Source organism: Pseudomonas sp. DTU12.3, assembly GCF_004124275.1.
GTDB lineage: Bacteria > Pseudomonadota > Gammaproteobacteria > Pseudomonadales > Pseudomonadaceae > Aquipseudomonas > Aquipseudomonas helmanticensis.
On the sequence record NZ_CP027218.1, the window covers coordinates 5,197,216 to 5,220,482 of the forward strand.

Here is a 23,267-nt window from a genome sequence, read left to right on the forward strand (position 1 = left end):
TCAACTGACAGATTGCCTTCGCGAGGAGGCTCGCTCGCACGAGGGTTCAGTGTGATATCAGAGCTGGCGCCACATGTGGATCTTGTCGAAGTAATCTTCAGCGACCCGTACCGCCAGCGGTTCGAGGCCGAACTGGATGAAGCCGCAGCGCTGATAAAGTTTGAACGCCGAGTCGTTGCCAGCGGTGACAGTCAGCTGGACGACTTTCAGCGCCGGGTGGTTTTGCGCTTCGGCGAGTGCCGCCTGAACCAGTTCGAATCCCAGGCCATGCTCGCGGAAGTCGGCTGAGACGTACATGCCGAACAAGGTGGCTTTATGTCGGGCTTTCTCGCGCGGCTCAAAGGCAAGGCCGACGATACCGGCCAGCGTGCCACCTTCAAAAGCGCCGAGCACCACGTCAAGCTTGCTGGTCAGGCGGCCCTCCCACCAGCTCAACGGCATCGCCGCGCGCTCGCGCACGCTGGAAGTGAACGCCTGCGGGTGGCGATCATAAGCTTCGAGCATCAATTCTCGATAAGCCAGCGCGTGACTGGCGTCCAGCCGTTCGATCCACATGTTCACGCCGTCCTGCGTTGCTCAAGCATCAGGCGCACGGCCAGCGCGCCCAGCACGAACCCCATGAAATAACGCTGTACCGCCAGCCACGTCGGATAGCGCACGAACCAGGAGGCAATGCCTGCCGCGAATAGCGCGATCAACAGATTGACGCAGAAACTGACGCTGATCTGGGTCAGGCCGAGAATGATGCTCTGGGTGAACACCGAGCCGTGTTCAGGGCTGATGAACTGTGGAAACACCGAGAGATAGAACACCGCGATTTTCGGGTTCAGCGCACTGGTGAGAAAGCCCATGGTGATCAGTTTGCGCGACGAGTCCGGTGGCAGTTGTTGCGCTTCGAACGGCGACCGCGCGCCGGGTTTCACCGCTTGCCAGGCCAGCCACAACAGGTAGAGCGCACCGGCCCACTTCAATACTTCATAAGCCATCGGCACCGCGAGGAACACCGCGGTCAAACCGGCGGCCGCCGCAAACAGATGCACAAAGAACCCCGCCACCACGCCCAACAAGGACGTCACCCCGGCCCGGCGTCCCTGGCAGATCGAACGTGAAATCAGATAGATCATGTTCGGCCCCGGTGTCAGTACCATCAGCAACGCGGCGGCGGCGAAAATCAGCAGGTCTTGAAGCGGGATCATGGCAAAGTCCTTTGCGTGGATGATCAGGCGATTGCTGTCAGCGAATGGCGATAAAACGGCAGGATCTGGTCACGTGTCAATGGCGCCAGATCGACCGCAGGATCAGTGGCCGGATCGATCCAGATGACTTCTTCGATTTCGGCAGCGGGAGTGACGTCGGTGTCGATCGTCAGTTGAAAGATTTCCGCCTGCACTGTAAACCCCGGCTCGTTGGCCGCAGGTGCCGAAAATTGACCCAAAAAAGTCGCCTGTGCGGGATCGATCTCCAGCCCCAGTTCTTCCTCAAGCTCGCGAGCCAGTGCATGTACCGGCAACTCGTGGGCTTCGATCTTGCCGCCCGGCTGCATGAACGCCGTGGTGCCGCGCTTGCGCACCAACAGGGTCTGGCCGTCAGTGTTAAGCAGCAGTGCCGCGGCGATGCGAATCAGGGCAGGCGTTTGAGCGGAAAAAGTCGACATGACAGAGAAAGCCTTTGGCGCAAAAACGGCAAGCATCACATGCCTGCCGTTTGTGCGCAAAGCCGTTGCCGACGATCTCAGGTTGCTTCCTGAAAATCCATTTCCGGCGGCTGGCGACGGAAACCGCCGGTGAGTACCGCCAGATACACCACGCCGATGGCCAGCCAGCTTAGCCCCAGATAGACCGCCAGATGATCGAGGCTGACCATCAGCCACAAATCCGCGACCAGACCGATGAACGGAAAGATCAAGAACAGTACCAGTTCACGCGGACCCTTTTTCTCGCCAGCGATCCAGTAATGGAAGATCACCGACAGGTTGACCAGGCTGAACGCGAGGAACGCGCCGAAATTGATGAATGAAGTAGAAGTCGTCACATCGAGTTTCAGCGCCAATAGCGCCACCACCGCGCAGAGCAGGATGCTGTTGACCGGCGTGCCGAAACGCGCGTGCAGGGTGCCGAAAAACGACTTCGGTAACACCCCGTCGCGGCCCATGGCGAACAACAGCCGTGAACCGCTGGCCTGGGCGGACAGACCGGAGGCGAATTGGCCGACGATCAGACCGACGAGGAAAATCGACACGAACAGATCACCGCCGATGTTGCGGGCAATCTCGTAAGCCGCCGAGTCGACACTGTCGAACTGGAAAGACGGATGCGCGATCTGCACAAAATACGACACGCCGACGAAGATCAATCCGCCGATCAAGGTGATCAACATGATCGCGCGGGGAATGGTGCGGCGTGGATCGCGGGTTTCTTCCGTCAGCGTGCTGACCGCGTCAAAACCGAGGAATGAATAACAGGCAATCGCCGCGCCGCTCATGATCAGTGGCATTTGCATGTCACCGTTGAAGAACGGCTTGATCGACCACAGCGGTGTGCTCGCATCGCCGCCGATGTAGTGCACGCAGAGCGCGACGAACGCGATCAGTACGAGGAACTGCACCAGCATCAACAGGGCGTTGATGCCGTTGGCCAGTTTCAGGCCGATGATGTTGATCGCGCTGGTGATGCCGATGAACGCCAGCACCCAGATCCACTGCGGAATCGAGGGGAACGCCGACGCCAGATAGGCAGCGCCGATCAGCCAGATCGCCATGGGCAGAAACAGGTAGTCGAGCAGCACCGCCCAACCGGCGATGAAGCCGAGTTTCGGGCTGATCGCCTTGCGCACGTAGCTGTAAGCCGAGCCGGCGACCGGGAACGCGGCAGCCATGCGCCCGTAGCTCATGGCGGTGAAGAACATCGCCACCAGCGCCGCCAGGTATGCAGCCGGCACCATGCCAGCGGTGGATTGCGCAAGAATGCCGAAGGTGCCGAGGACAATGATCGGCGTCATGTAGGCGATGCCGAACAGCACCACCGACCCTAATGACAGGGTGCGTTGCAAACGAGCCATGAGCGACTTACTCCGAATTTTATTGGATTTATGGCAGAGCCGAGTTCGGCGAATGTTTCGGGTATGTGTGTTGTTGTTTTGGGTGAGTCAAATGAATCGATAGAAGATCGCAGCCTTCGGCAGCTCCTACATGGCAATGCGTACTCCTGTAGGAGCTGCCGAAGGCTGCGATCTTTTGATCTTCAGCGCGCAGGAATCAGCAACTCGCGCAAACCACCAGCGTGCTGCACCACCTGCCCCGGCAACTTCAATCGCTGGTCATCGAGATAACGGTAATCCTTGCGCGCAATGGCCAGCTGAGCGAAATCCAGCTCGACGCTGAACTGCCCTTGCTCACGTCCGGCTTCAAACAGCAGCGAACCGAGCGGATCCACCAGCGCACTGCCACCGGCAAACATCAAGCCGTCATCGCCCGCTTCCACGCGGTTGACCATCAGCGCAAACGCCTGGTTTTCCTGGGCACGGGCCATGATCGCGGTACGGTGAGTAGGGCCGTACGGATCCATGTTGCCGTTGGTCACGATCAGCAACTCGACACCCAGTTGCGCCAGGGCACGCGCGGTTTCCGGGAACTCGATGTCGTAGCAGATCAACAGGCCGACGCGCACCCCGTTCCACTCGCAGGTGGCGTAGCGGTCGCCGGCCTCGAACACACCGCGATCCGACGCCCACAGATGTGTCTTGCGGTATTTCAGGGCGATGCCTTGCGGGGTGAGCAGCAACGTGGTGTTGAAAAAGCGCCCGTTGTCGTTCTCGGCCATGCCGATCACCACCGCAATGTTGCGCTCGCGAGCGGCCGCCAGCACCGCACTGACGGTCGGCCCATCGACCGGTTCGGCGGTTTGCGCGACAGTCTCGGCGGTCGGGAAGCCCATCAGGTGGGTTTCCGGGAACACCAGCAATTGTGTGTCGGCAGCACACGCGGCAATCGCCGTCAGCGCGCGTTCGAGGTTGTATGCCGTGCCATTGTCACGGCCCGCCAGTTGGGCGAGTTCGACTTTCATGGGAATTCCTTGTTATGAGCGTCGGGCGCTGAAAGATTGCCCGGTGGCTGTCTGTGGGCCAGTATGCGCAGCAAGCAGCCGGCCAGGGAATCACGCGGCCGGGGTAACCCGATAGGGGTAGTTGCATGACACTCTCGTTTGACGACATCACTTGGCACCGCGCCGTCGGGCAACTGATCGACGCGCTCGACAAGCCAAATTTCTGGGCGCAACTGGTGCGCCTGCTGGATCAGTACGTGCCGTTCGATAGCTGGGTGGCGTTGCTGTTCAGTGCCGATCAGCACCCGCAAGTCTTTGCCGAATGCCCCGGTGAAGACGGCAGTCCTGACCAGTTGTTTCAGGATTATCTGCGTGGTTTGTATCTGCTCGACCCGTTTTACATTGCCTGCCGCGAGCAATCGCGCACCGGTTTGTATCGCCTGTCGGAGGTTGCCCCGGAGCATTTCGAGCTGACCGAGTATTACCAGCGATACTTTCGTCTGAATGTGGTGGCCGACGAAATCCAGTTCAATTGCCAGCTCGAAGGTGAGCGCACGTTGTGCCTGTCGCTGGGCAGCGAAAAGCGTTTTAGCGCTGAGCAGATTGCGCTGCTGTCATTGATTCAGCCGTGGGTGCTCGGCCTGTTACGCCAGCGGCTACCCTATGAAATCAACGAAACCGTAGCGCTCGCCGCCACACCTGCGCAGCCAGACTGGCGCGTGCAACTGGAAGCGTCGGTGCAGCAACTCAAGGGCGCGCAACTCACCGCCCGGGAACTGGACGTCGGGCGTTTGATGCTCAGCGGTTGCTCCAGTAAAGAAATCGCCCGTAAGCTGGAAATCTCTGTAGAAACCGTGAAAGTCCATAAGAAACACATGTACAGCAAGCTGGGGATCAAATCCCAGTCCGAGCTGTTTTCGATTTTTCTTCAGGCACAAAACGCCTGACACGCTTTCCTGAGTCGATGAATCTCCCTGTGGCGAGGGGATTTATCCCCGTCCGGCTGCGCAGCAGTCGTAAAACCTGTGCATGCGGTCTTTCAGTTAAACCGCTGTGATGGTTTTGGGGCTGCCTCGCAACCCAACGGGGATAAATCCCCTCGCCACAAAGGCCCATCCAATAGGTTTGCAATCCATTGAGTCCGAACCAAGGAAACCGTATGAGCCTGTCACTCCTGAGCCGCTACGCCTTCTTTGCCGTCTGCGTGATTTTCACCCTCACCAGCCTGCCTTTCCTTGAACATGACTGGCTCTGGCCGATCACCGCCGTTACCGGTGTGCTGAGCCTGCTCGGCGTATTCGACCTGCTGCAGAGCCCGCACGCAGTGCGACGCAACTACCCGATCCTCGGCAACATTCGCTATCTGGTCGAAGGCATCCGCCCGGAGATTCGCCAGTACCTGCTCGAATCCGACAGCGACGCCCTGCCCTTCTCCCGCGCCCAGCGCTCGCTGGTCTATTCGCGGGCGAAAAACGAAAGCGCCGACAAACCATTCGGCACGCTGATCGATGTCTACCAGGCCGGTTTCGAATTCATCGGTCACTCGATGCGCCCGGCGCCGCTGAGCGACCCGAGCAGTTTCCGCGTCACCGTCGGCGGCCCGCAATGCACGCAGCCGTACTCGGCATCGCTGTTCAACATCTCGGCGATGAGCTTCGGCTCGCTCAGCGCCAACGCCATTCGCGCACTCAATCAGGGGGCGAAACTCGGCAACTTCGCCCACGACACCGGCGAAGGCAGCATCAGCCCGTATCACCGCGAACACGGTGGCGACCTGACCTGGGAACTGGGCAGCGGCTACTTCGGCTGCCGCAGCAGCGACGGCCGTTTCGACCCGGAACGCTTCGCCACTCAGGCGCAGGATCCACAAGTGCGGATGATCGAAATCAAGATGAGCCAGGGCGCCAAACCCGGCCACGGCGGCATCTTGCCCAAGCATAAAGTCACCAGGGAAATCGCTGAAACCCGCGGCATCATGATGGGCGAAGACTGCGTGTCGCCATCACGTCACAGCGCGTTTTCCACGCCGATCGAGATGATGCATTTCATCCAGCAACTGCGTGAACTGTCCGGCGGCAAACCAGTGGGCTTCAAGTTCTGCCTCGGTCATCCGTGGGAGTTCATGGGCATCGCCAAAGCCATGCTGGAAACCGGCATCCTTCCGGATTTCATTGTCGTCGACGGCAAGGAAGGCGGTACCGGCGCCGCACCGGTGGAGTTCACCGATCACATCGGGGTGCCGATGCGCGAAGGCCTGCTGTTCGTGCATAACACTTTGGTCGGCCTGAACCTGCGCGACAAGATCAAACTCGGCGCCAGCGGCAAGATCGTCAGCGCCTTCGATATCGCCAGCGTGCTGGCCATCGGCGCCGACTGGGCCAACTCCGCGCGCGGCTTCATGTTCGCCATCGGCTGCATTCAGTCACAGTCTTGCCACACCAACAAATGCCCGACCGGCGTCGCCACCCAGGACGCCTTGCGCCAACGTGCCCTGGTCGTGCCGGACAAGGCGCAACGCGTCTTCAACTTCCATCGCAGCACCCTCAAGGCACTGGCGGAAATGCTCGCCGCCGCAGGCCTTGAACATCCATCACAACTGTCGGCCAAGCACCTGGTGCGACGCATGTCGGCGACCGAGATCAAACTGTTCTCGCAACTGCATGTGTTTCTCAAACCCGGTGAGTTGCTCACTGGCGAGGTGAATGGCGAGTTCTATTCGCGGATGTGGCAAATGGCGCGGGCGGACAGTTTTGAGCCGAATGATCTGGTGGCGGCATAGAAGCAACTGACGTGCTGGCCTCCCCTGGGGCCAGCACTGCGTCTGGACTGAACAGATACGCGAAAACATTCCCGCCGTTGAATACAAACGAAGGAGCACGGTCCTTTGCAAATAGCGGTCGGGCTTGCGACAAAGACTTATCGGTTACCCACCACACCCTCTGGCTACGACAATCCAGCGCCGTCACGCCGTCGATGTAGGCGCTCCTGGCAGGATCATTGATCAGGCTCAAGGCTCCCCGACTTGTAAGCCTCAAGAACTCATCCATCGATGAGCGGATCTCGTATTTTGGCTCAATGCTTGTGGTGCTGTAATAAGCGAAAGTCAGGAACCAGTACGCATTGGCGATAATGATCTCGTCTCCCGGACGGGCGTTCTGATTCAACTGCGCCACCAATGAAGCGAATCCAGTGTCTTGGCGCGCGCCCGTTCCATTCAATCCATCGGTTTGCCGATAGACCATTGTCAGCCCATGCAACTGCGCAGCTACGACAAGCATCAGCGCTATCATCGCCAGGAACGCCCGCCGTGTCCCGCCGGTATCCAACGCTGCGGCAATCATCATCGCCAGCGCGGGTGCCGAAAAAACCAGGTACCGAGGCACAAACAATGGAAGAACCAGGCTGATCAGATAAAGAGCGATCACGGGGACAAAAAAATAGCTGACCAGCAACACACTGAATCGACGCTCGCCGCTCGGTTTCATAATGATTGTTGCCGCACACAGCAGCATCAGCGCAAACGGCATCAGCTGCCAAAGGGAGCGACGCGAATCTCCCAGAACGATGAATTGCCATACCAGCGCCAAGCCATCTTGCAGCGTGACAGGCTGGATCCATTGCAAATTATTGGTGATGGAAAGCTGTTCGATGAGAGGAGGGATCCAGGGCAGATACCAGAACACGATGGCAAGGTTGGCGACTGTCCACTGCCCCCACGGGATCGCAACGGCAGTGTTGGAGGACCGGCTCTGCCACCAGAACAACCAATGCACCAGCACGCACAGTCCTGCAAAGTAATGGGTATAAAACGCAGCAACCATCAGCAGCACGTAAATAAGCGAAAAGCGTTTTTGCTCCGGGGCTCTGACCCAGCACACCAACACCACGGTCGCCGCCATCAGCCAGAACCCGACCAAGGTATACATCCTGGCTTCCTGGCTGTAACGCACCGAGATTGGCAAAAAAGCCAACAGCACAGCAGCGATCCACGTCGCTCTGCGTGTGGAGATCAGGCTCATCAACTTGATACTCAGCAGCAACGTGCCGACATCGGCCAGTGCACTCAAGGCTCTAACCGCAAACGGCGAATCGCCCCACAACAACATCCAGTAATGCAATAGCAGGTAGTAGAGCGGCGGATGTACATCCAACGCCGTCAACGCCCAGATTCGCGCGGGTGCTTCGCGTGCAAGCACCAGGCTGTAGGCTTCGTCGTACCAGATTGCCGGCACTGCAATGGCGTAGAACCGCACGAATAGCGCAATGAGCAAAACAGCTGCGAGAGCGAGTCGATCAACCTGCTCTGGCGCCAGCGATCGATTTAAAGTCGCAGCCGTCGTCCAGGGCTTCATGCTTTTTGCCCGCGAAACAGTACAAACCTGAAGAAGCCGTACCCCAGCAGCAGATTGATCAGGGTGAACACCGCCACAGTCATCAATCCCGGCAAATCCCAGGCATCGGCTATCGCGCCAATACTGAAGCTCAACCCGCCCATCACCATGATGAACAGCAGATAGCCGAACACCGATGTCCGGCTTTCGAAGGTGTAGAGCATGTTCACGTAGAAAGAGAAGGCTGCCGCCACGCAAAACGCCGCAAAATTGCTCGCCGCCTGCGTCAGCCCGACGGCAGTGCACAGGACAAAAAACAGCTGCCAATGGATCAGTCCATCGGCGATTCCGATCACCGTCAACGCAGAGAATCCTTTCATCGCGGTTCCTTGCCATCGCCGTTTTTGGCTAAGGGTCACGCTAGGGCAAGACGCAAGGTCGGTCTACTGTCAGAAATTACAGGTGCGCGGTCGAAAACGATGAGAGGTCGTCCTTCACCACTGCAATAACCTGCCATGCGGCGGTTCTTTCATGACGATGAAAGCGTAATCGCCGATCAGATAAATGCGGTAGTACAAGCTTTCTACCCGCGCTGGATACCCCAAGTAACCGACATGAGTGGCGTTGTGTCGCTCGCGTTCGGCGACGACGTTGGTGATGCCGACAGAGGGCAGGTTTTCCGCGAGCATGTAGTAGTCGACGTTCAACAGGTAACGCAAAACCGGCAGTTGCCTGAACGAGCCCTCGGCACTCGTCAGCCAGCGATCGGAGTAATTGATCGACAGGTAAATACGCTTGGCCTCGCGCAACTCACGATCACCGCCGATATCGTGCCCCAGGCTGTACAAGGCTGCCGTCGCGAAGGTTTTCTGCAGCGTCAACACTCGGCCATAGGCGAAGGAAAGCGCTAGCGTTGCCAGCAGCGGGATGATCAGCAGCAAAGGCAGTCGGCGGTGATGTTGCGCCAATTCAACACTGGCCAGATAGAACAGCGCGACCAGCAGGACGCCAAAGCCCATCAGCGTCCGCGCGCCTTCGTTGAAATCGCGAAACAGCAGCGTGATGCCGGGTACCAACAGTGCGATCAACGCCAGACACACTGAAGCTGAAAGCACATGTCGCCATGCTTGTGCTTGCCGTGCCACGCCGACCAGACCGGCAAATGCGCACAGCATCAGCGCCGCGAATATCCAGCTGTAGCCTCCGTGAAACAGCAGCGCGAGTTTTTCCAGTATTCGCCCCAGGTTGATCGCGATCTGCAGCAGAGGGTGCGCGCTCCAATCGAGCAAATCGGCTTGCCGTTGATGGGTCATGAATGGGTATGCGGTGATGCCATAGATCATAACGCCGAGGGTCAGTTGCGCCAGTTTGCCACCGAGCATTCGCCACACGTCGGCACTGGGGGTTCGCTGCTGCACAGCCCTGAGCAACTCCACACAACACAAACCGAGAAATACATTAAGGCTGATCTGATACAGGCCGATGGCCAGTGCAACCAACGTCGCCGGCACTAGCCAGCGCTGTACCCGAGAGACGCTATGAAAGGTAATGGCGTAGACCATCGCCACCAGACTCAGGGCCATGTTCGGGCCGTCGTACTGATAAGAGAGATTCTGCAGCAGAAAAGGGTTGTACCAGAGCGGCAACGGCACCAGACAAGCGGCCAGGGTCGGTTCGCGCAAGTAGTGAAACGTCAGGCGTGTCAGCGCCAGGCTGATGGCCACGGTGGCGAGCAATAACGGCAGGGGAAAGATGTTGGGCGCGGCGCCGGTGAATGTCAGCAGTTGATACAACCAGTCGGCGAACAGACGACCCTGTCCGGCCCAGGCATTACCCGCCGCGAGGGCGCGCCAGTTGTCGTCGATATAGGCGAAGTCGGCAAGGATCAGCGGCAGGACGTAAAGTGCGGTCGCGAGCAGAAAGAACAGCAGCACCTGACGCCGGCCGAGTTCGCGCACGACAAAATCGCTAATCCTCATCGGTGCGCCTCTGCTCACTGCTGCGCGAAGTGATACCGATTTGAACCTGAGGAAATGTTTTTTATCGGTCTTTCGGACCGGTGGTAAACGATCAAAAGATCGCCGCCTGCGGCAGCTCCTGCATTGGGATGCGATTCCCTGTAGGAGCTGCCGCAGGCGGCGATCTTTTGCTTATCAGGCGTAATGGATCAGGAAGCCGAACCCGTCGCACCTTGCGCAACGTTGGTCGGTTGCAGCTTGAACGCGTAGAACAACACCGTCAGCAGCACCAGGAACGCAGGCCCCACATACAGCGCCACACGGGTGTCCGGGAAGTACGCCATCAGGCCGACCACCAGTACCAGAAATGCCAGCGCAAAGTACGAACTGACCGGGTACAGCCACATCTTGTATTTGAGGCCGGCACGTTCGCTGGCGCTCAGGCCTTTGCGGAATTTCAGTTGTGCCAGCAGGATCATCACCCAGGTCCAGATCGCGCCGAACGTTGCAATCGAGGTGACCCAGACGAAGACTTTTTCCGGCACCAGGTAGTTGAGCAGAACGCCCAGCAGTAACGCGGCGATCGACAGCAGCAGCGCACGACGCGGCACACCGTTGTTCGAGGTCTTGGCAAAACCGGCCGGTGCCTGACCGTTTTGCGCCAGGCTGTAAAGCATGCGCCCGGTGCTGAAAATGCCGCCGTTGCACGACGACAGCGCGGCGGTGATCACCACGAAGTTGATGATACCGGCAGCGGTCTTGATGCCCAGACGCTCGAAAGTCATCACGAACGGGCTGCCTTGAGTGCCGATTTCGTTCCACGGGTAGATCGAGAGAATCACGAACAGCGCGCCGACATAGAACAGCAGAATGCGCCAGAACACCGAGCCGATCGCGTTGGGAATGGTTTTCTGCGGGTTCTTCGCTTCGCCGGCAGTCAGACCGATCATCTCGACACCGAGGTAGGCGAACATGACCATCTGCAGCGACATCAGCACGCCCTGCACGCCGTTGGGCATGAAGCCGCCGTGGGCCCACAGATTGGAAATCCCCAGTGCCACACCGTCGTTGCCGAAGCCGAAGGCGATGATACCGACGCCGCCGATGACCATGGCGATGATGGTGACGATCTTGATCAGAGCGAACCAGAACTCGAATTCACCGAAGGCTTTCACTGCGATCAGGTTGATCGAGCCCATGCTGACCAGCGCCGCGAGGGCCCAGATCCAGCGCGGCACATCGGGGAACCAGATGCCCATGTACACCGCCACTGCGGTGATTTCCGCGACGCAGGTCACCAGCCACAGGAACCAGTAGTTCCAGCCGGTGAGAAAGCCGGCCAGAGGCCCGAGATAATCTTGTGCGTAACGGCTGAACGAGCCAGCGACCGGATTGTGCACGGCCATTTCGCCGAGGGCGCGCATGATCACCAGGATCGCCAGACCGCCAAGAATGTAGGAAATCATGATCGCCGGCCCGGCCATTTCGATGGCCTTGGCCGAACCTAGAAACAGACCGACACCGATACAGGCGCCGAGCGCCATCAGGCGAATATGCCGTTCGCCGAGTTCGCGTTTGAGCGGACCGCCCTGAGCGGTTTCGCCGTGAGGCAGGTGATTGCCGACTGGCATGGGGATGCAACCTCGTCTTGTTATTGGATATGACCACCGAGTGTCGAAGCGTCGGCCGATAAGCCTTGGCTGCCGTGAAACCGCGCCTGCCTCGTGGGCAAACGCGTCTTGTAGGACAAAACCTGCAAGATCAGCGGGGCGTGCAGTATAAAAAGCCTTGGGCAGGAGTTTTCACTCTATAAACCACAACATTCAGCGACAACTCTCGGCAAAAGCCCGGTTTGCGGAGAGGCATTCCCTGGGTTTCGTAGGAATTTTTGCCGCCGAAAAAGGCGCCGAGTATTGCACAGCATTGGTGCACCGTCATGCCCCTGCTTTGCCAGCATTTACCGCTGGACAGCTCTATCCCGGTCATTTCCAAGCATCTACCCATTCACAAGTAAGTGGATTTCCTGTGGCGAGGGGATTTATCCCCGTTCGGCTGCGCAGCAGTCGTAACCCAGTCAACGCGGTGTATCAGACAAACTGCAGTGACTGGCCTTGGGGTTGCTTCGCAACCCAACGGGGATAAATCCCCTCGCCACAAAATTTCTAAACCTCAATGCCATCGGCCCCACTTCCAGATTTGTTCAGCACTTCCCCACCCTCAACCCTTCACAATTTTTTCACCATCGCCAACCACCGTCTAAGCTTCAGACAAGTCCGATCAATCTGCGTAATGGATCAGTCGACTATGGGCGCTTTGTGGCAAACCGATTCGAGTAAAACCGTGGTTCCGACTGAACGTGTGGATCAAGCGCCTGTCCCCGAAAAACCACGCCGTTCCCGGCATGGCTGGAAGGCTTTCTGGTTGTTGCTGCTGATTATTGCGATCGTGGTAGGACTGGCTGCGTCCAAGGAAATGCGCACCTCGCGCTTCCAGTCTGCTGAAGTCAGCAAATACGCGTCATCGCTCACCTACAAGCTGGAATCAGGCCCGAGTGAAGCGATTCACTACCCCGGCAACGGCCCGTTTGACTTGCGCCTGGGTTACAGCTCTCTGGATGAATTCCTGCCACGCCTGCTCAAGCGCAATTACGTGATCACCGAGCAAACGCGTTTCTCCCCGGCCCTGCTCAGCTACACAGACAAAGGTCTGTTCGTACCGTATTCGGAAAAAATCCAGGCCGGCCTGACCATCACCGATTGCCGCGCTGCGCCGCTGTACAAGTACAACTATCCGCAACAACTGTATTCCAGCTTCGCGGCCATTCCACCAGTGGTGGTCAGCAGTCTGCTGTTCATTGAAAACCGCTTCCTGCTCGACCCCAAACAGCCCCGCGCCAACCCGGCGGTGGATTGGCCGCGTTTCGGCATGGCTGCGTGGTCACAGGTGGCGAAACTGCTGCACCTGCCCGGTCAATCGGCCGGCGGCAGTACGCTGGCGACGCAACTGGAAAAATACCGCCACTCACCGGACGGCCTGACGGTGTCCGGCGCGGAGAAGATCCGCCAGATGATTTCCGCCAGCGTGCGCGCCTATCAGCCCGGCCCGGAAACTCTTGGTGCACGGCAGAACATCGTTCGCGATTACCTCAACAGCGTGCCTCTGTCGGCGGTGCCGGGGCATGGCGAAGTGCACGGCATGGCCGAGGGCTTGCGGGTCTGGTACGGCAGCGATTTCAACAAGGCCAACGAACAACTGAACAGCCCGGCCACCGATCCGAAGACCATGGCCGACAAAGGCCTGGCCCTGCGTGAAATGCTCTCGCTGATGATCGCCCAACGCCGTCCGTCGCATTACCTGACCAAGGGCCGCGAAGAGCTCGCCGACCTCACCGACAGCCACTTGCGCCTGCTCAAACAGAACGCTGTGATCGACAGCACCCTGGCCGATGCCGCACTGACCAGCAAAGTCACCTACCGCGACTGGCAGACCCAGCCGACGATTCAGCCAATCGAAACCAACAAGGGCATCAGCGTCGCCCGCAGTCGTCTGGCGACCATGCTCAACCGTCCGCTGTACGACCTTGATCGCCTTGATCTGTCGGCCACCAGTACCTTGCAGGGCGACTTGCAAACCCAGGCCACCGAGTACCTGAAAAAACTCGCCGACCCGGCCTTCGCCGCGCAGATCGGCTTGATGGGCGAGCGTCTGCTGACCCCGACCAGCACCACTCAGGTGCGCTATAGCTTCACACTGTTCGAACTGACTCCGGACGGCTCGCGGGTGCGCGTCCAGACCGACAGTACAGATCAGCCGTTCGACATCAACGAAGGTAGCAAGCTGGAACTCGGCTCTACGGCGAAGATGCGGGTGCTGACCACGTACCTGCAAATCATCTCCGAACTGCACGACAAATATGGCGGCATGTCAGTGCCGGAACTGAAGAAAGTCGAAGTCCCCGATCAGGATCGCCTGAGCCAGTGGGTCATCGAATACCTGATGCAGAACAAGGATCGCGACCTGTCGAAAATGCTCGGCACAGCGCTCGATCGCAAATACTCCGCCAGCCCCGGCGAGGCGTTTTTCACCGGTGGCGGTCTGCATGTGTTCCACAACTTTCGCAAGGAAGACAACGGTCGCATACCGACGTTGCGCGACGCTCTACGAGAATCGATCAACCTGCCGTTCATTCGCCTGATGCGCGATGTGGTGCGCTACGTCACCTACTCCGGCCCCAACAGCAGCGCCGAATTGCTCAAGGATGATCGCGACCCGCGCCGTCAGGAATACCTGGCCAATTTCGCCGACCGCGAAGGCACCTCGTTCCTGCTCAAATTCTGGAAGAAATACAAAAACAAGGACACTCAGGCGCGGCTTGATACGTTCCTCGACAGCATGCGTCCAACGCCGATCCGCATGGCTGCGGTGCACCGTTATCTGTTGCCGGATGCCACTCAGGAAGACTTCAACACCTTCGTGCGCGCACACCTCAAAGGCGCCAAGCTGACAGAAAAACTCACCGACGATCGCCTGATCCGCCTTTACGATTCTTACGGCCCCGGCAGCTACGACCTGCCTGATCAGGGCTTCATCGCCAAGGTTCACCCGCTCGACCTGTGGCTGATGGGCTACCTGTTGCACAACCCCGACGCGACGTTCAGCCAGATCGTCAAGGCCAGCCAGTTCGAGCGCCAGGAAGTCTACAGCTGGCTATTCAAGAGCAAGCACAAGGGTGCCCGCGATAGCCGCATCCGCACCATGCTCGAAATCGAAGCATTCCTCGAGATTCACCAGCGCTGGCAGAAAGTCGGCTATCCGTTCGACCATCTGGTGCCATCGCTGGCGACCGCGATCGGTAGTTCCGGTGATCGTCCCGCAGCGCTTGCCGAACTGATCGGCACCATCCTCAACGACGGCGTGCGCATGCCGACGCTGCGTATCGACAGCCTGCATTTTGCCGCCGACACTCCGTACGAAACACGCGTGACCAATGACCCCCACGTCGGCAAACGGGTGATGCCATCGGAAGTCGCCACGGCCATGCGCGAGGCGCTCTCGCAAGTGGTGGATTCAGGAACGGCGAAACGTGTTTCCGGCAGTTTCAAAACCGCCGACGGCACGCCGCTGGTCATGGGCGGCAAGACCGGGACCGGCGACAACCGCATCGAAGCCATCGGCTCCGGCGGACGCATCCTCAGCTCGAAATCAATCAACCGCACGGCGACGTTTGTGTTCTACATCGGCAACAACCATTTCGGCACCCTGACCGCCTTCGTGCCGGGGCGCTCGGCGGAAAACTTCAAATTCACGTCGGCGCTGCCGGTGCAGGTACTCAAGGGTATGGCGCCGATCCTGTCGCCCTATCTGCAACCGGGCACGCACACGATGTGCCAGACGCCGCAGGTCACCGCCACGCGCTAAGGCACAAACAAGTCTGCGTGTGGCGATAACATTGTATTTTTTGCACCTTGATTTTCGCAGCCAGAGATCGAATTCAGTACAGTACCAAGCGGTTTTTTGCGCTTTTTTTGGCGAGTGCTGTTGCCTAGTCTGATCGTCCCATTCCGATCAAGGACGATCACCGCGATGCCCCTCACTCCCTTGTCAGCGCTACCGCCCGTGCCGGTGCCGCTGATGCCTGCCGATGTCAGCGTTCATTACGAGACGATCAAAAAATCCCTGCCCGCGTGGCTGCTGAGCAGTAATGCGGCGCGCATCCAGCAGTTGAAAAAAAACCGCCCCAGCCTTGCTCAGTGGCATCGAGAGACTTCGCACGGGGATCACCTGCGCCTGAAAAACGACCTGCAACTGGCCTGGAAAAGCCAGAACGGCGTCGATAGCGCACTGAGTAATCTGCAAGACGTCTACGCCTTTGCCAAACCCCTGTTGCAACAGGCGCTGAAGCAGCGCTTCGCTATCGAGGATGACGTCGAGCAAACCTGGCTGCGCCTCTACGCGCCAGCGAATACATCGTGGTGGACACATGACTTCGCTGCCGGCACGAACAGCCGCACCATCTCTCTGCTGGATGCTGCGCTGCATAATTTCGCCAGTGACGAGTTTTTCAGCAAGGACTCGGAATTCATCACCCGCCCTGATGCCAATGGGCATTTCAGCGTCAAGCAGCTCAAACACAAACTGACGGTCGAACAGTTCAAATCGTTGTGTCGGGAACTGGATCTCGGCGCCCGTTACCAAGAGCATTTGAATGCTTTTTTGTTGCCGTCCGATGGCGTTGCAAAGCATGTACTACGGCACAAGGTCGTACTCAGCCAAAAGTCCGCGTTGAATGTCGCCGCCCGTATGGCGCTGATGAAAAAGGACATCACCGAGGATGCCTACAACGTTGTGAAGGGCATGCTTGATGACCGCCGCAACCTGCGCTGGCACGGTCAACCGGTCAATTACTACAATCTCGCCCTGATGGATGTGAGGTTGAACGGGGTCGTCCTCATCATCCCCGACCCACGCAGCGCGAAAACCCCTGTGCCGATAATTGCCTACGTGCCCCACGACCCTGAACATCCGCTCAGGCAGTACGCCTCGGCGCTTGAGTTCATGAGCGAGCTCACCCGGCAATTGCGCGACAAGTCATCGCCGGCAAGCTATCAGACGTTCTTCAGCCAGTTCATCAATCAGCAACAACGAGGGTATTTTTTTTCACGTTTGAATGAGCGTCTGAGCCAGGTTAAATGGCAACCGGCACCGGCCGGTTCCAACGCGCCGAGCTGGCGCGATACACCGGTGGACAACCCCAATCTGCAATTCAGCCTGTTGCGGTTCCAGGACGACCGCGAGACGCGGTTCAACGGTGATCTATGGGGCTATCTGTATCGACAAAAGCTCAACAAGATCCTCGGTGACGCTACAGAGATTGCGATTTCCACCGCCTACGCCGATCGAATGGCACGCTGGGCCTGGTGGGACAATCTGGAAAAAATCCTCTCGGATATTTTCAACGCAGCACTGCTGGTGGTAACACCGTTCGTACCGTTTGTGGGCGAACTGATGCTGGCCTACACCACCTATCAATTGCTCGATGGCGCATTCGAAGGTGTGGTGGATATGGCCGAAGGGCACTTTGCCGAGGCGGGTGAGCAAGCGATCGGCGTACTCGAAAGCATCGTGCAGTTGGGCGCGTTCGCCGCCGGAGCCACACTCGGTCACGTCGCCCGGCTCAAGCTCTCACCGTTTATCGAAGGCATGAAGCCGGTGCAACTGGCGGACGGCGAGACACGCTTGTGGAACCCTGATCTGACTCCTTATCGCTTGCCCGCAGAGGCCCTGCCGACAACCGTCACGCCCGATGCACAGGGATTGCATTCGGTGGGCGACAAACAGCTGTTGCGGCTGGATGAGCATCTGTTTGAAGTGAAACAGGATCCGCTGACCGGCGAGCATCGCATTCGCCACCCGCAACGGCCCCGCGCCTACTCGCCCTCTCTTCAAAACAACGCCCGTGGCGCCTGGGTCTGCGAAACGGAAAACCCGCGACAGTGGTCCACAGCGCAATTGATGCGACGAGTCGTCCATGGCACCGAAGGTTCGAGTGACGCACAACTGGAACAGATTCGCCTGTTTACCGGCACCGAAGAAAACATGCTGCGCCGTATGCATGTTGAAAACACCCCGCCTCCGCCCTTGTTGCTCGACACCCTGATCCACCTTGGCATGGCGCCAGAGGAAGTCGCGCCGCCACTGTCGCCAGCCGCAGCACAGGTGTTGGTGGATTGTCCGCAGCTCTCGTCAGTCCTCGCAGAACGCGTGATCGCCCAGGCGCGCCCGCTGGAGTTGCAGCAGATCACCCTGCAGCGTCGTTTGCCGCTGCATTTGAGAACGCTGGCACGTGAGGTGCAATTCGAACTGCAATCGGTCAGGGCTGCCCAAGGTTTGCAGCTCGAAACACTGAGCAGCATCGACAGCGAGCGCCTGATTATCGGAGCCTTGCGTCACTACACCGACACCTTCGGCACCCTGTGGATCGAAATCCGTGAAGGCACTTTCGATGGCGAGTTGCGCTGCAGTGCCGGTGTCGAGTCAGCCAAACAGGTTCGAGTGCTGGTGCGGATCGCCACAGACCGCTATCAAGTGCGTGATGGCGAAAATCGTCTCATCCACGAGACGAGTGGTCTGTATGAAGCGATCCTTCACGCTATCGACAAGGAAGGCGGCAGCGTCCTGGGTTATCGGCCAAACGAGATTGAACCCTTCAAGCAATGGATTCTCGCCAAGACCGCGCCTCCGAGTGAGCGCCGCACGCTGCTCGCCAGCCCACCGATACGCCCGGTGGCCAAACACGAAACATTGCTTCTGGTGCGTGGCGCGGGCTTGACCAAGAATGCCGCCACCCTGCAGGAGCGCATCGAGGATTTGCACCCGCATTTCAGCCCGAGTGAAGTCAACGTATTCGCTGAAGCCCTGACCGAGCAGGGCGAACCGCTCAAAGCCATTGAAACTCATGCAAGGGATCTCGATGAGCTGCGCAATATTGTCCACCGCTGGCGTTACCAGCAGCCGGAGACCTGGGGGCCACACAGTCAGAGTTTTCGCGACGACGGCGGATTGCATATTTATGAACGTCTGCTCGACTGTTTCGAACGCAAAAATGAAGACCTTGGTAACCGCGCCGACCCCGCCACCTACGCCCTCGACCTCTCGCGGGAAATGCTTCCACTGGACCTGCAAATCTGGTGGGCAAAACGGCCGGGGCTGAAGAAATTCCTCGACAAAATCACGCTGCTGAAACTCGACAATACGCGGTTTTCCACTGACCCGAGCAGCCTGCTCAAAGACTTCCCGCATTTGATCGAACTCAGTGCCAAAGGGTGTGAGCTGACACGTTTGCCTGATCAGATAGGTTCTTCGGTGCGTCGGCTCGAACGCCTTCGCTTGAGCAATAATCAGATCGTTCTGGACCCCACCGCCGTCGCCCGTCTGCGCAGCCTGACCTATCTGGAAGTATTGAAACTGGACGACAACCCATTAAGTCTGTCGCCCGACCTTGCACGCATGCCGCGCCTGAAGGTCATCACTCTCAGGAATACCGGCCTAACCAGCTGGCCCGAAGGGACGCTGGCCAAACCCCGACCGCGTGGTTTCCTGCTCGACCTGCGCGGCAACCCCCTCTCTCGATTGCCTGAAGTGGCAACGGGGTCAGATGCGCAATGGCTCGTGGCGCGCACGCGACTGGACGTCGTCGGGCTGTCGGAAATCAACCAGCTGCGCTATCAGGCACATCGTCGCTCCATGGCCTTGCCTCCCGAACCACTCATACCGCTTGGTCAATTTGAAAACACTTCGATCATCTCGACCTACGGAGCGGATTATTGGGGGGATGTGCCGGGTTGGGGCGTCAATCGTGAAACACCATGGGCCGAACTGGTCGAGGAGCCTGCCGCCCAGCCGTTCATGGCGACCTTGCTCAGTGTGCGTGACTTTGCCGATTACCGCGCCGGGGGGGCGGTTCGTGATCAACTGATGCAACGCGTCTGGCGCATGCTCGACGCTGTGCACGTTGACAGTCGTCTGCGGGAAAAACTGTTTACCATGGTGGTAGCACCAGTGGATTGCGCCGATGCCGGTGCACAGTTGTTCAACCATATGGGCATCAACGTCCTGGCTTTCGAGGCCCACGCCTACTCCACTGATCCGGCAGAGCTGGAGATGAAACTGGTGACACTGGCCAAAGGCGCGGCGCGGCTGGAGCATGTCAACGAGATTGCCCGGGCCGATGTCGCGGGCCGCGCTGGCAATCCCGATGACGTTGAAGTTTATCTGGCGTATCAGACCGGACTGGCCAAACGCCTCGGTCTGCCCTGGCAGTCCGAAGGCATGCTCTACCGACCGGTATCCGGTGTCTCGGATACGATGATTGATCAGGCGTATGACACGGTGCTGGCGCTGGGCGAAGGTGACGGGCTGGTGAACGCCATGCTTGAGCAGGAGTTCTGGGCGCAGCACCTGCACGACAAATACCCGGTACGCAGCGAAAGCAACAAGCGTCTGTATCAGGCCAGGTATGAACGGCTCGAAAGTCTGCGCGAAACCCAGCGCCAATGGGTTGAATCAACCTCGGAGGATGATCGCGCAACGTTTCGCGAGCAACTCAACGCGTTGATCAACGAACTGGCCGTGCCACCGACCGTGGTGTTTGACGATGCCCCCATCAGCGACTCGGTATTCGATCGTTTGCTGATCGATCTGGGCGATGACGAAAAAGAACTGGCGCGACGTCTGACCCGTGAAGCGTTGAAGCGCGCAGGCCTTTAACCGTCGGCGTATCAAGGAGCTGCCGCACTGAAGATCAGTTGCACGTTGCCATGGTAGGTGCCCGGCCTGTAACCACCGGCGGGGGGTATTGGCTGAATCTCAAGCGGGAACCTCCCGCCAGCGACAGCCTGTTGGAGTGACAGCACCTGTTTGGGCAATGCGGCATGACTCAACGCGACACCATTGAAACTGACGCGAAAGTAGATGTTCTGCGTGTCGTGTCCATTGGACAGATAGGGCTCGCTCTCCAGGCGAGCCTCTATTGCGCTGGTGTCGTGCTTGACATCGAAGTTCTTGCGCAGCCCGCCCAGCGATTTGCTGCTCACGTTCCATGGCAGCACTTGCTCACGGTGAATCCAGTCCGTCTCTGACGGGATCACATAAAACCCCAGCGTCGGTATATCCACGGAAACCTCGAACCGATGCTCTTCCCGCGCGGCAAACGCCAGCGAGCTGCTCAGCGTCATCCCTAGCCACGCCACCATGGCCGCTTTTTTGATCATTTCGGGTACCTGTTACAGATAAAGACCACGGGCATCGAAGACACCCGCACCAGGTCAAGACGGGGTGTTCACGCGCAAGGGCTTTTTGCTGTCGCCTTCCACCAGATTGAAGCGGTATTCACGCCCAGGTTTCTTTTCGAACTCGAAGCTGTTGCCGGCGCGAATATGGTGTTTGGTGGTCGATTCGCAGTCGGTTTCGTCTTTCAGCGCACAGTTGCGAAACTCATCGATCACCACCACGGTGTTGCCCATGTTGCGTAGTCGATACGTCGTTGGAGCGTCTTCAATCACACTGTCGAACCGGCTGTTTTTCGGGCGCACAAAGAACACCGTGCCGAAGCCGGTCATGACATTGACCCCGGCCGACAAGTTGTTTTTGTATTCGTCACGTTCCTCGGCGGAAACAGCGAACTCATCTTCTTTTTCGGGCACTACCGGGATAAACCGCACGCGAAAATACCGCTCGGTATCACGCGCGCCCATCAGCAACAATCGTGTGCCCTGCATGCCATTGGCCGGGACGATCAATCGCGCGGGACTGGCCATCAGACCATCACGACTGGTCATGTCCGCCTGGTTCCTGACCTCTACTTCCCGCGATTTACCATCGGCGTCGTAAACGATTTCGAGGATGTTGACCTTGACGAATGCGGTGCTGTCTCCACTGTTGAACACCCGCTTGAGGTAGGTGCTTTTGTCGCCATCCAGATAGTCGTACACCGTGCCGACGTTAATCTGCGGCCCGGCCGAAATGGCCAGGGAAAAACCGCTCAATCCCATCAACAGCAACAAACGCTTCATAGCCATAAACCTCTTTACATTGAACACAACGCAAGCGCCTCGTATCGATACGCGGCCCATCAGACTTCCGAATCCCATATCACCGTGATGTCCCCGACATAGCGGGCAGCCACCCCGGCCTGCACAATTTGATTGACGTAATAGGGCGACATTTCGAAGTGCAGGATGCCGGGGCCTCGGTGAACGTAATGCCCGGGCTGGAAAACCAGTCGTTCCGGCCCCAAGCCCATTCGCAAGGGTTGACGATTGACCGGCTGGCCGGCCAGGTCGGTCAACCCATGGGGCAGGCTGACACTCACCTGCACCACGGCCTCACGCCCCGAGACCGGGTCAGTAATCAGGCAATTGAAAAGCATCGCCTTGCCGCACTCCAATTGCATCTTGAAGCGCGACGACGCCGAGATATTGAAAGTCTGGTCGCGAAACAACCGCACCGGTTTACGCCCCGCTTGCAGCCAGCTCTGCCAGCCCCCCGCCGGAACCAATTGGACTTTGTTGCCTCCGGGAGGTATCTCTACCTGGAGGGTGTGCTGAACATCCAGATTGAAGTTGATGGTCAGGCTGTCATCGCTGGGCAACATAATGTCGCCCATATCGAAATCACGCCCGGGCCCGACCCCATAGGTATGACTGCCGACATAGCGTCCCGGGGACATTTTCAGGGGATTGGGGGTGCGAAGCTCGTAGCCGATCTGAAACATGTCATAGCGCAGGTTTTCAATCCGGTAAGCGGCCGTCGGTACACAACTGCTGCCTGGTGGCGTCAACCAAAAGAACGAACGCCATGTCGGCTCGACAAACATGCCTCCGGTGTAGCCACAGGGTGCCGGTGGATAAGTCCAGTTGTACCCACCCCATAGCCACTCGTGCGCACTCGAATTACTGTCCGGAGCTCCCTCACCGATGATGTTTTGCACACGATCCGGCAAGTAGTACCGGCCACCAATCGATGCTATGCGCATCTGCAACAACGACTGCTCTCCGGTCTCTTGATTAACGACCTGCAGCGGTACCCACTCGGTTGGGGGTTTGAACATCGCGCCCTTGCGCAGATCACTGTGCCGGGCTTCGATCGGGCCGGTGGAATTGAATTCGATCGGTACCAAAATACTGAAAATCGATAGTCCTTCACAGAAAGTCGGGTAACTGGAGCAGTGCCCGCTAAACGGCGTCGTATTGATAAATTCATTGCGCATCGGGTTACCCGGATCAGGCTTGAACGAAGCAGTTACATCTATGGAGGCGGCCTGCGCCGAAACAGGAATCAGCAGGCTGAACAGCGCCACTAAAGAACGTAACAACCACCGCGCAACCCCCTTGCAAGTCTTCACACTGAAACTCCCTGTAAATTGACTCGTATGGCGAACA

16 protein-coding genes are annotated in these 23,267 nt (G+C 58.4%); 4 read left to right on the forward strand and 12 right to left on the reverse strand.

Annotated elements, in window-relative coordinates:
- Positions 1-57 precede the first annotated feature (57 nt).
- The 5 genes from C2E19_RS23785 to C2E19_RS23805 form a co-directional block, all read right to left on the reverse strand.
- Positions 58-555 carry a GNAT family N-acetyltransferase gene (locus C2E19_RS23785; protein WP_129395341.1) on the reverse strand — a complete coding sequence of 166 codons (498 nt, stop codon included), beginning with the start codon at positions 553-555 and terminating at the stop codon, positions 58-60.
- Positions 556-557: 2 nt separating this feature from the next.
- On the reverse strand, positions 558-1,196 hold the full coding sequence (locus C2E19_RS23790; RefSeq protein WP_129395342.1) for a LysE family translocator: 639 nt from the start codon (positions 1,194-1,196) through the stop codon (positions 558-560).
- A gap of 23 nt (positions 1,197-1,219) precedes the next feature.
- Positions 1,220-1,654: an NUDIX domain-containing protein gene (locus C2E19_RS23795; protein WP_129395343.1), complete on the reverse strand. Its 435-nt coding sequence runs from the start codon at positions 1,652-1,654 to the stop codon at positions 1,220-1,222.
- 77 nt (positions 1,655-1,731) lie between these two features.
- On the reverse strand, positions 1,732-3,057 hold the full coding sequence (locus C2E19_RS23800; RefSeq protein WP_129395344.1) for an APC family permease: 1,326 nt from the start codon (positions 3,055-3,057) through the stop codon (positions 1,732-1,734).
- A 182-nt stretch (positions 3,058-3,239) separates the two neighbouring features.
- Positions 3,240-4,061: a carbon-nitrogen hydrolase family protein gene (locus tag C2E19_RS23805; RefSeq protein ID WP_129395345.1), complete on the reverse strand. Its 822-nt coding sequence runs from the start codon at positions 4,059-4,061 to the stop codon at positions 3,240-3,242.
- Between the two features lie 125 nt (positions 4,062-4,186).
- On the opposite strand from C2E19_RS23805, the gene C2E19_RS23810 reads away from it, so the two are divergent.
- Entirely contained in the window at positions 4,187-4,987 is an 801-nt protein-coding gene (locus C2E19_RS23810; RefSeq protein ID WP_129395346.1) for a LuxR C-terminal-related transcriptional regulator, read from the forward strand.
- Positions 4,988-5,199: 212 nt separating this feature from the next.
- The gene (locus tag C2E19_RS23820) at positions 5,200-6,819 is read left to right on the forward strand and encodes an FMN-binding glutamate synthase family protein (RefSeq protein WP_129395347.1); all 1,620 of its coding nucleotides are present in this window, start codon (positions 5,200-5,202) and stop codon (positions 6,817-6,819) included.
- Here C2E19_RS23820 and C2E19_RS23825 read toward each other — a convergent pair.
- The 4 genes from C2E19_RS23825 to C2E19_RS23840 all read right to left on the reverse strand — a co-directional run bounded on the left by C2E19_RS23825 (position 6,728) and on the right by C2E19_RS23840 (position 11,960).
- Complete coding sequence (locus C2E19_RS23825) at positions 6,728-8,392, reverse strand: glycosyltransferase family 39 protein (RefSeq protein ID WP_129395348.1); 1,665 nt, start codon at positions 8,390-8,392, stop codon at positions 6,728-6,730. The two genes, C2E19_RS23820 and C2E19_RS23825, sit on opposite strands and share 92 nt — an antisense overlap.
- On the reverse strand, positions 8,389-8,751 hold the full coding sequence (locus C2E19_RS23830; protein WP_129395349.1) for a GtrA family protein: 363 nt from the start codon (positions 8,749-8,751) through the stop codon (positions 8,389-8,391). The genes C2E19_RS23825 and C2E19_RS23830 overlap by 4 nt, the downstream gene beginning before the upstream one ends.
- A 114-nt stretch (positions 8,752-8,865) precedes the next feature.
- Positions 8,866-10,350 carry a glucosyltransferase domain-containing protein gene (locus tag C2E19_RS23835; RefSeq protein ID WP_129395350.1) on the reverse strand — a complete coding sequence of 495 codons (1,485 nt, stop codon included), beginning with the start codon at positions 10,348-10,350 and terminating at the stop codon, positions 8,866-8,868.
- Positions 10,351-10,538: 188 nt separating this feature from the next.
- On the reverse strand, positions 10,539-11,960 hold the full coding sequence (locus C2E19_RS23840; protein WP_129395351.1) for an amino acid permease: 1,422 nt from the start codon (positions 11,958-11,960) through the stop codon (positions 10,539-10,541).
- A 673-nt stretch (positions 11,961-12,633) separates the two neighbouring features.
- On the opposite strand from C2E19_RS23840, the gene C2E19_RS23845 reads away from it, so the two are divergent.
- On the forward strand, positions 12,634-15,747 hold the full coding sequence (locus C2E19_RS23845; RefSeq protein ID WP_129395352.1) for a transglycosylase domain-containing protein: 3,114 nt from the start codon (positions 12,634-12,636) through the stop codon (positions 15,745-15,747).
- 165 nt (positions 15,748-15,912) lie between these two features.
- The gene (locus tag C2E19_RS23850; protein WP_129395353.1) at positions 15,913-20,595 is read left to right on the forward strand and encodes a dermonecrotic toxin domain-containing protein; all 4,683 of its coding nucleotides are present in this window, start codon (positions 15,913-15,915) and stop codon (positions 20,593-20,595) included.
- Between the two features lie 11 nt (positions 20,596-20,606).
- Here the strand turns inward: C2E19_RS23850 and C2E19_RS23855 are convergent, their stop codons facing one another.
- Genes C2E19_RS23855 through C2E19_RS23865 form a run of 3 tightly spaced genes read right to left on the reverse strand, consistent with a single transcriptional unit; the run spans position 20,607 to position 23,230 of the window.
- Positions 20,607-21,098, reverse strand: coding sequence for a CS1 type fimbrial major subunit (locus C2E19_RS23855; RefSeq protein ID WP_129395354.1), 492 nt, complete (start codon positions 21,096-21,098; stop codon positions 20,607-20,609).
- A 54-nt stretch (positions 21,099-21,152) separates the two neighbouring features.
- A complete protein-coding gene (locus tag C2E19_RS23860; protein WP_129395355.1) occupies positions 21,153-21,899 on the reverse strand; it encodes a molecular chaperone in 747 nt (248 codons plus the stop codon).
- Positions 21,900-21,958: 59 nt separating this feature from the next.
- Positions 21,959-23,230 carry a hypothetical protein gene (locus C2E19_RS23865; protein WP_256661240.1) on the reverse strand — a complete coding sequence of 424 codons (1,272 nt, stop codon included), beginning with the start codon at positions 23,228-23,230 and terminating at the stop codon, positions 21,959-21,961.
- Between the last annotated feature and the right edge of the window lie 37 nt (positions 23,231-23,267).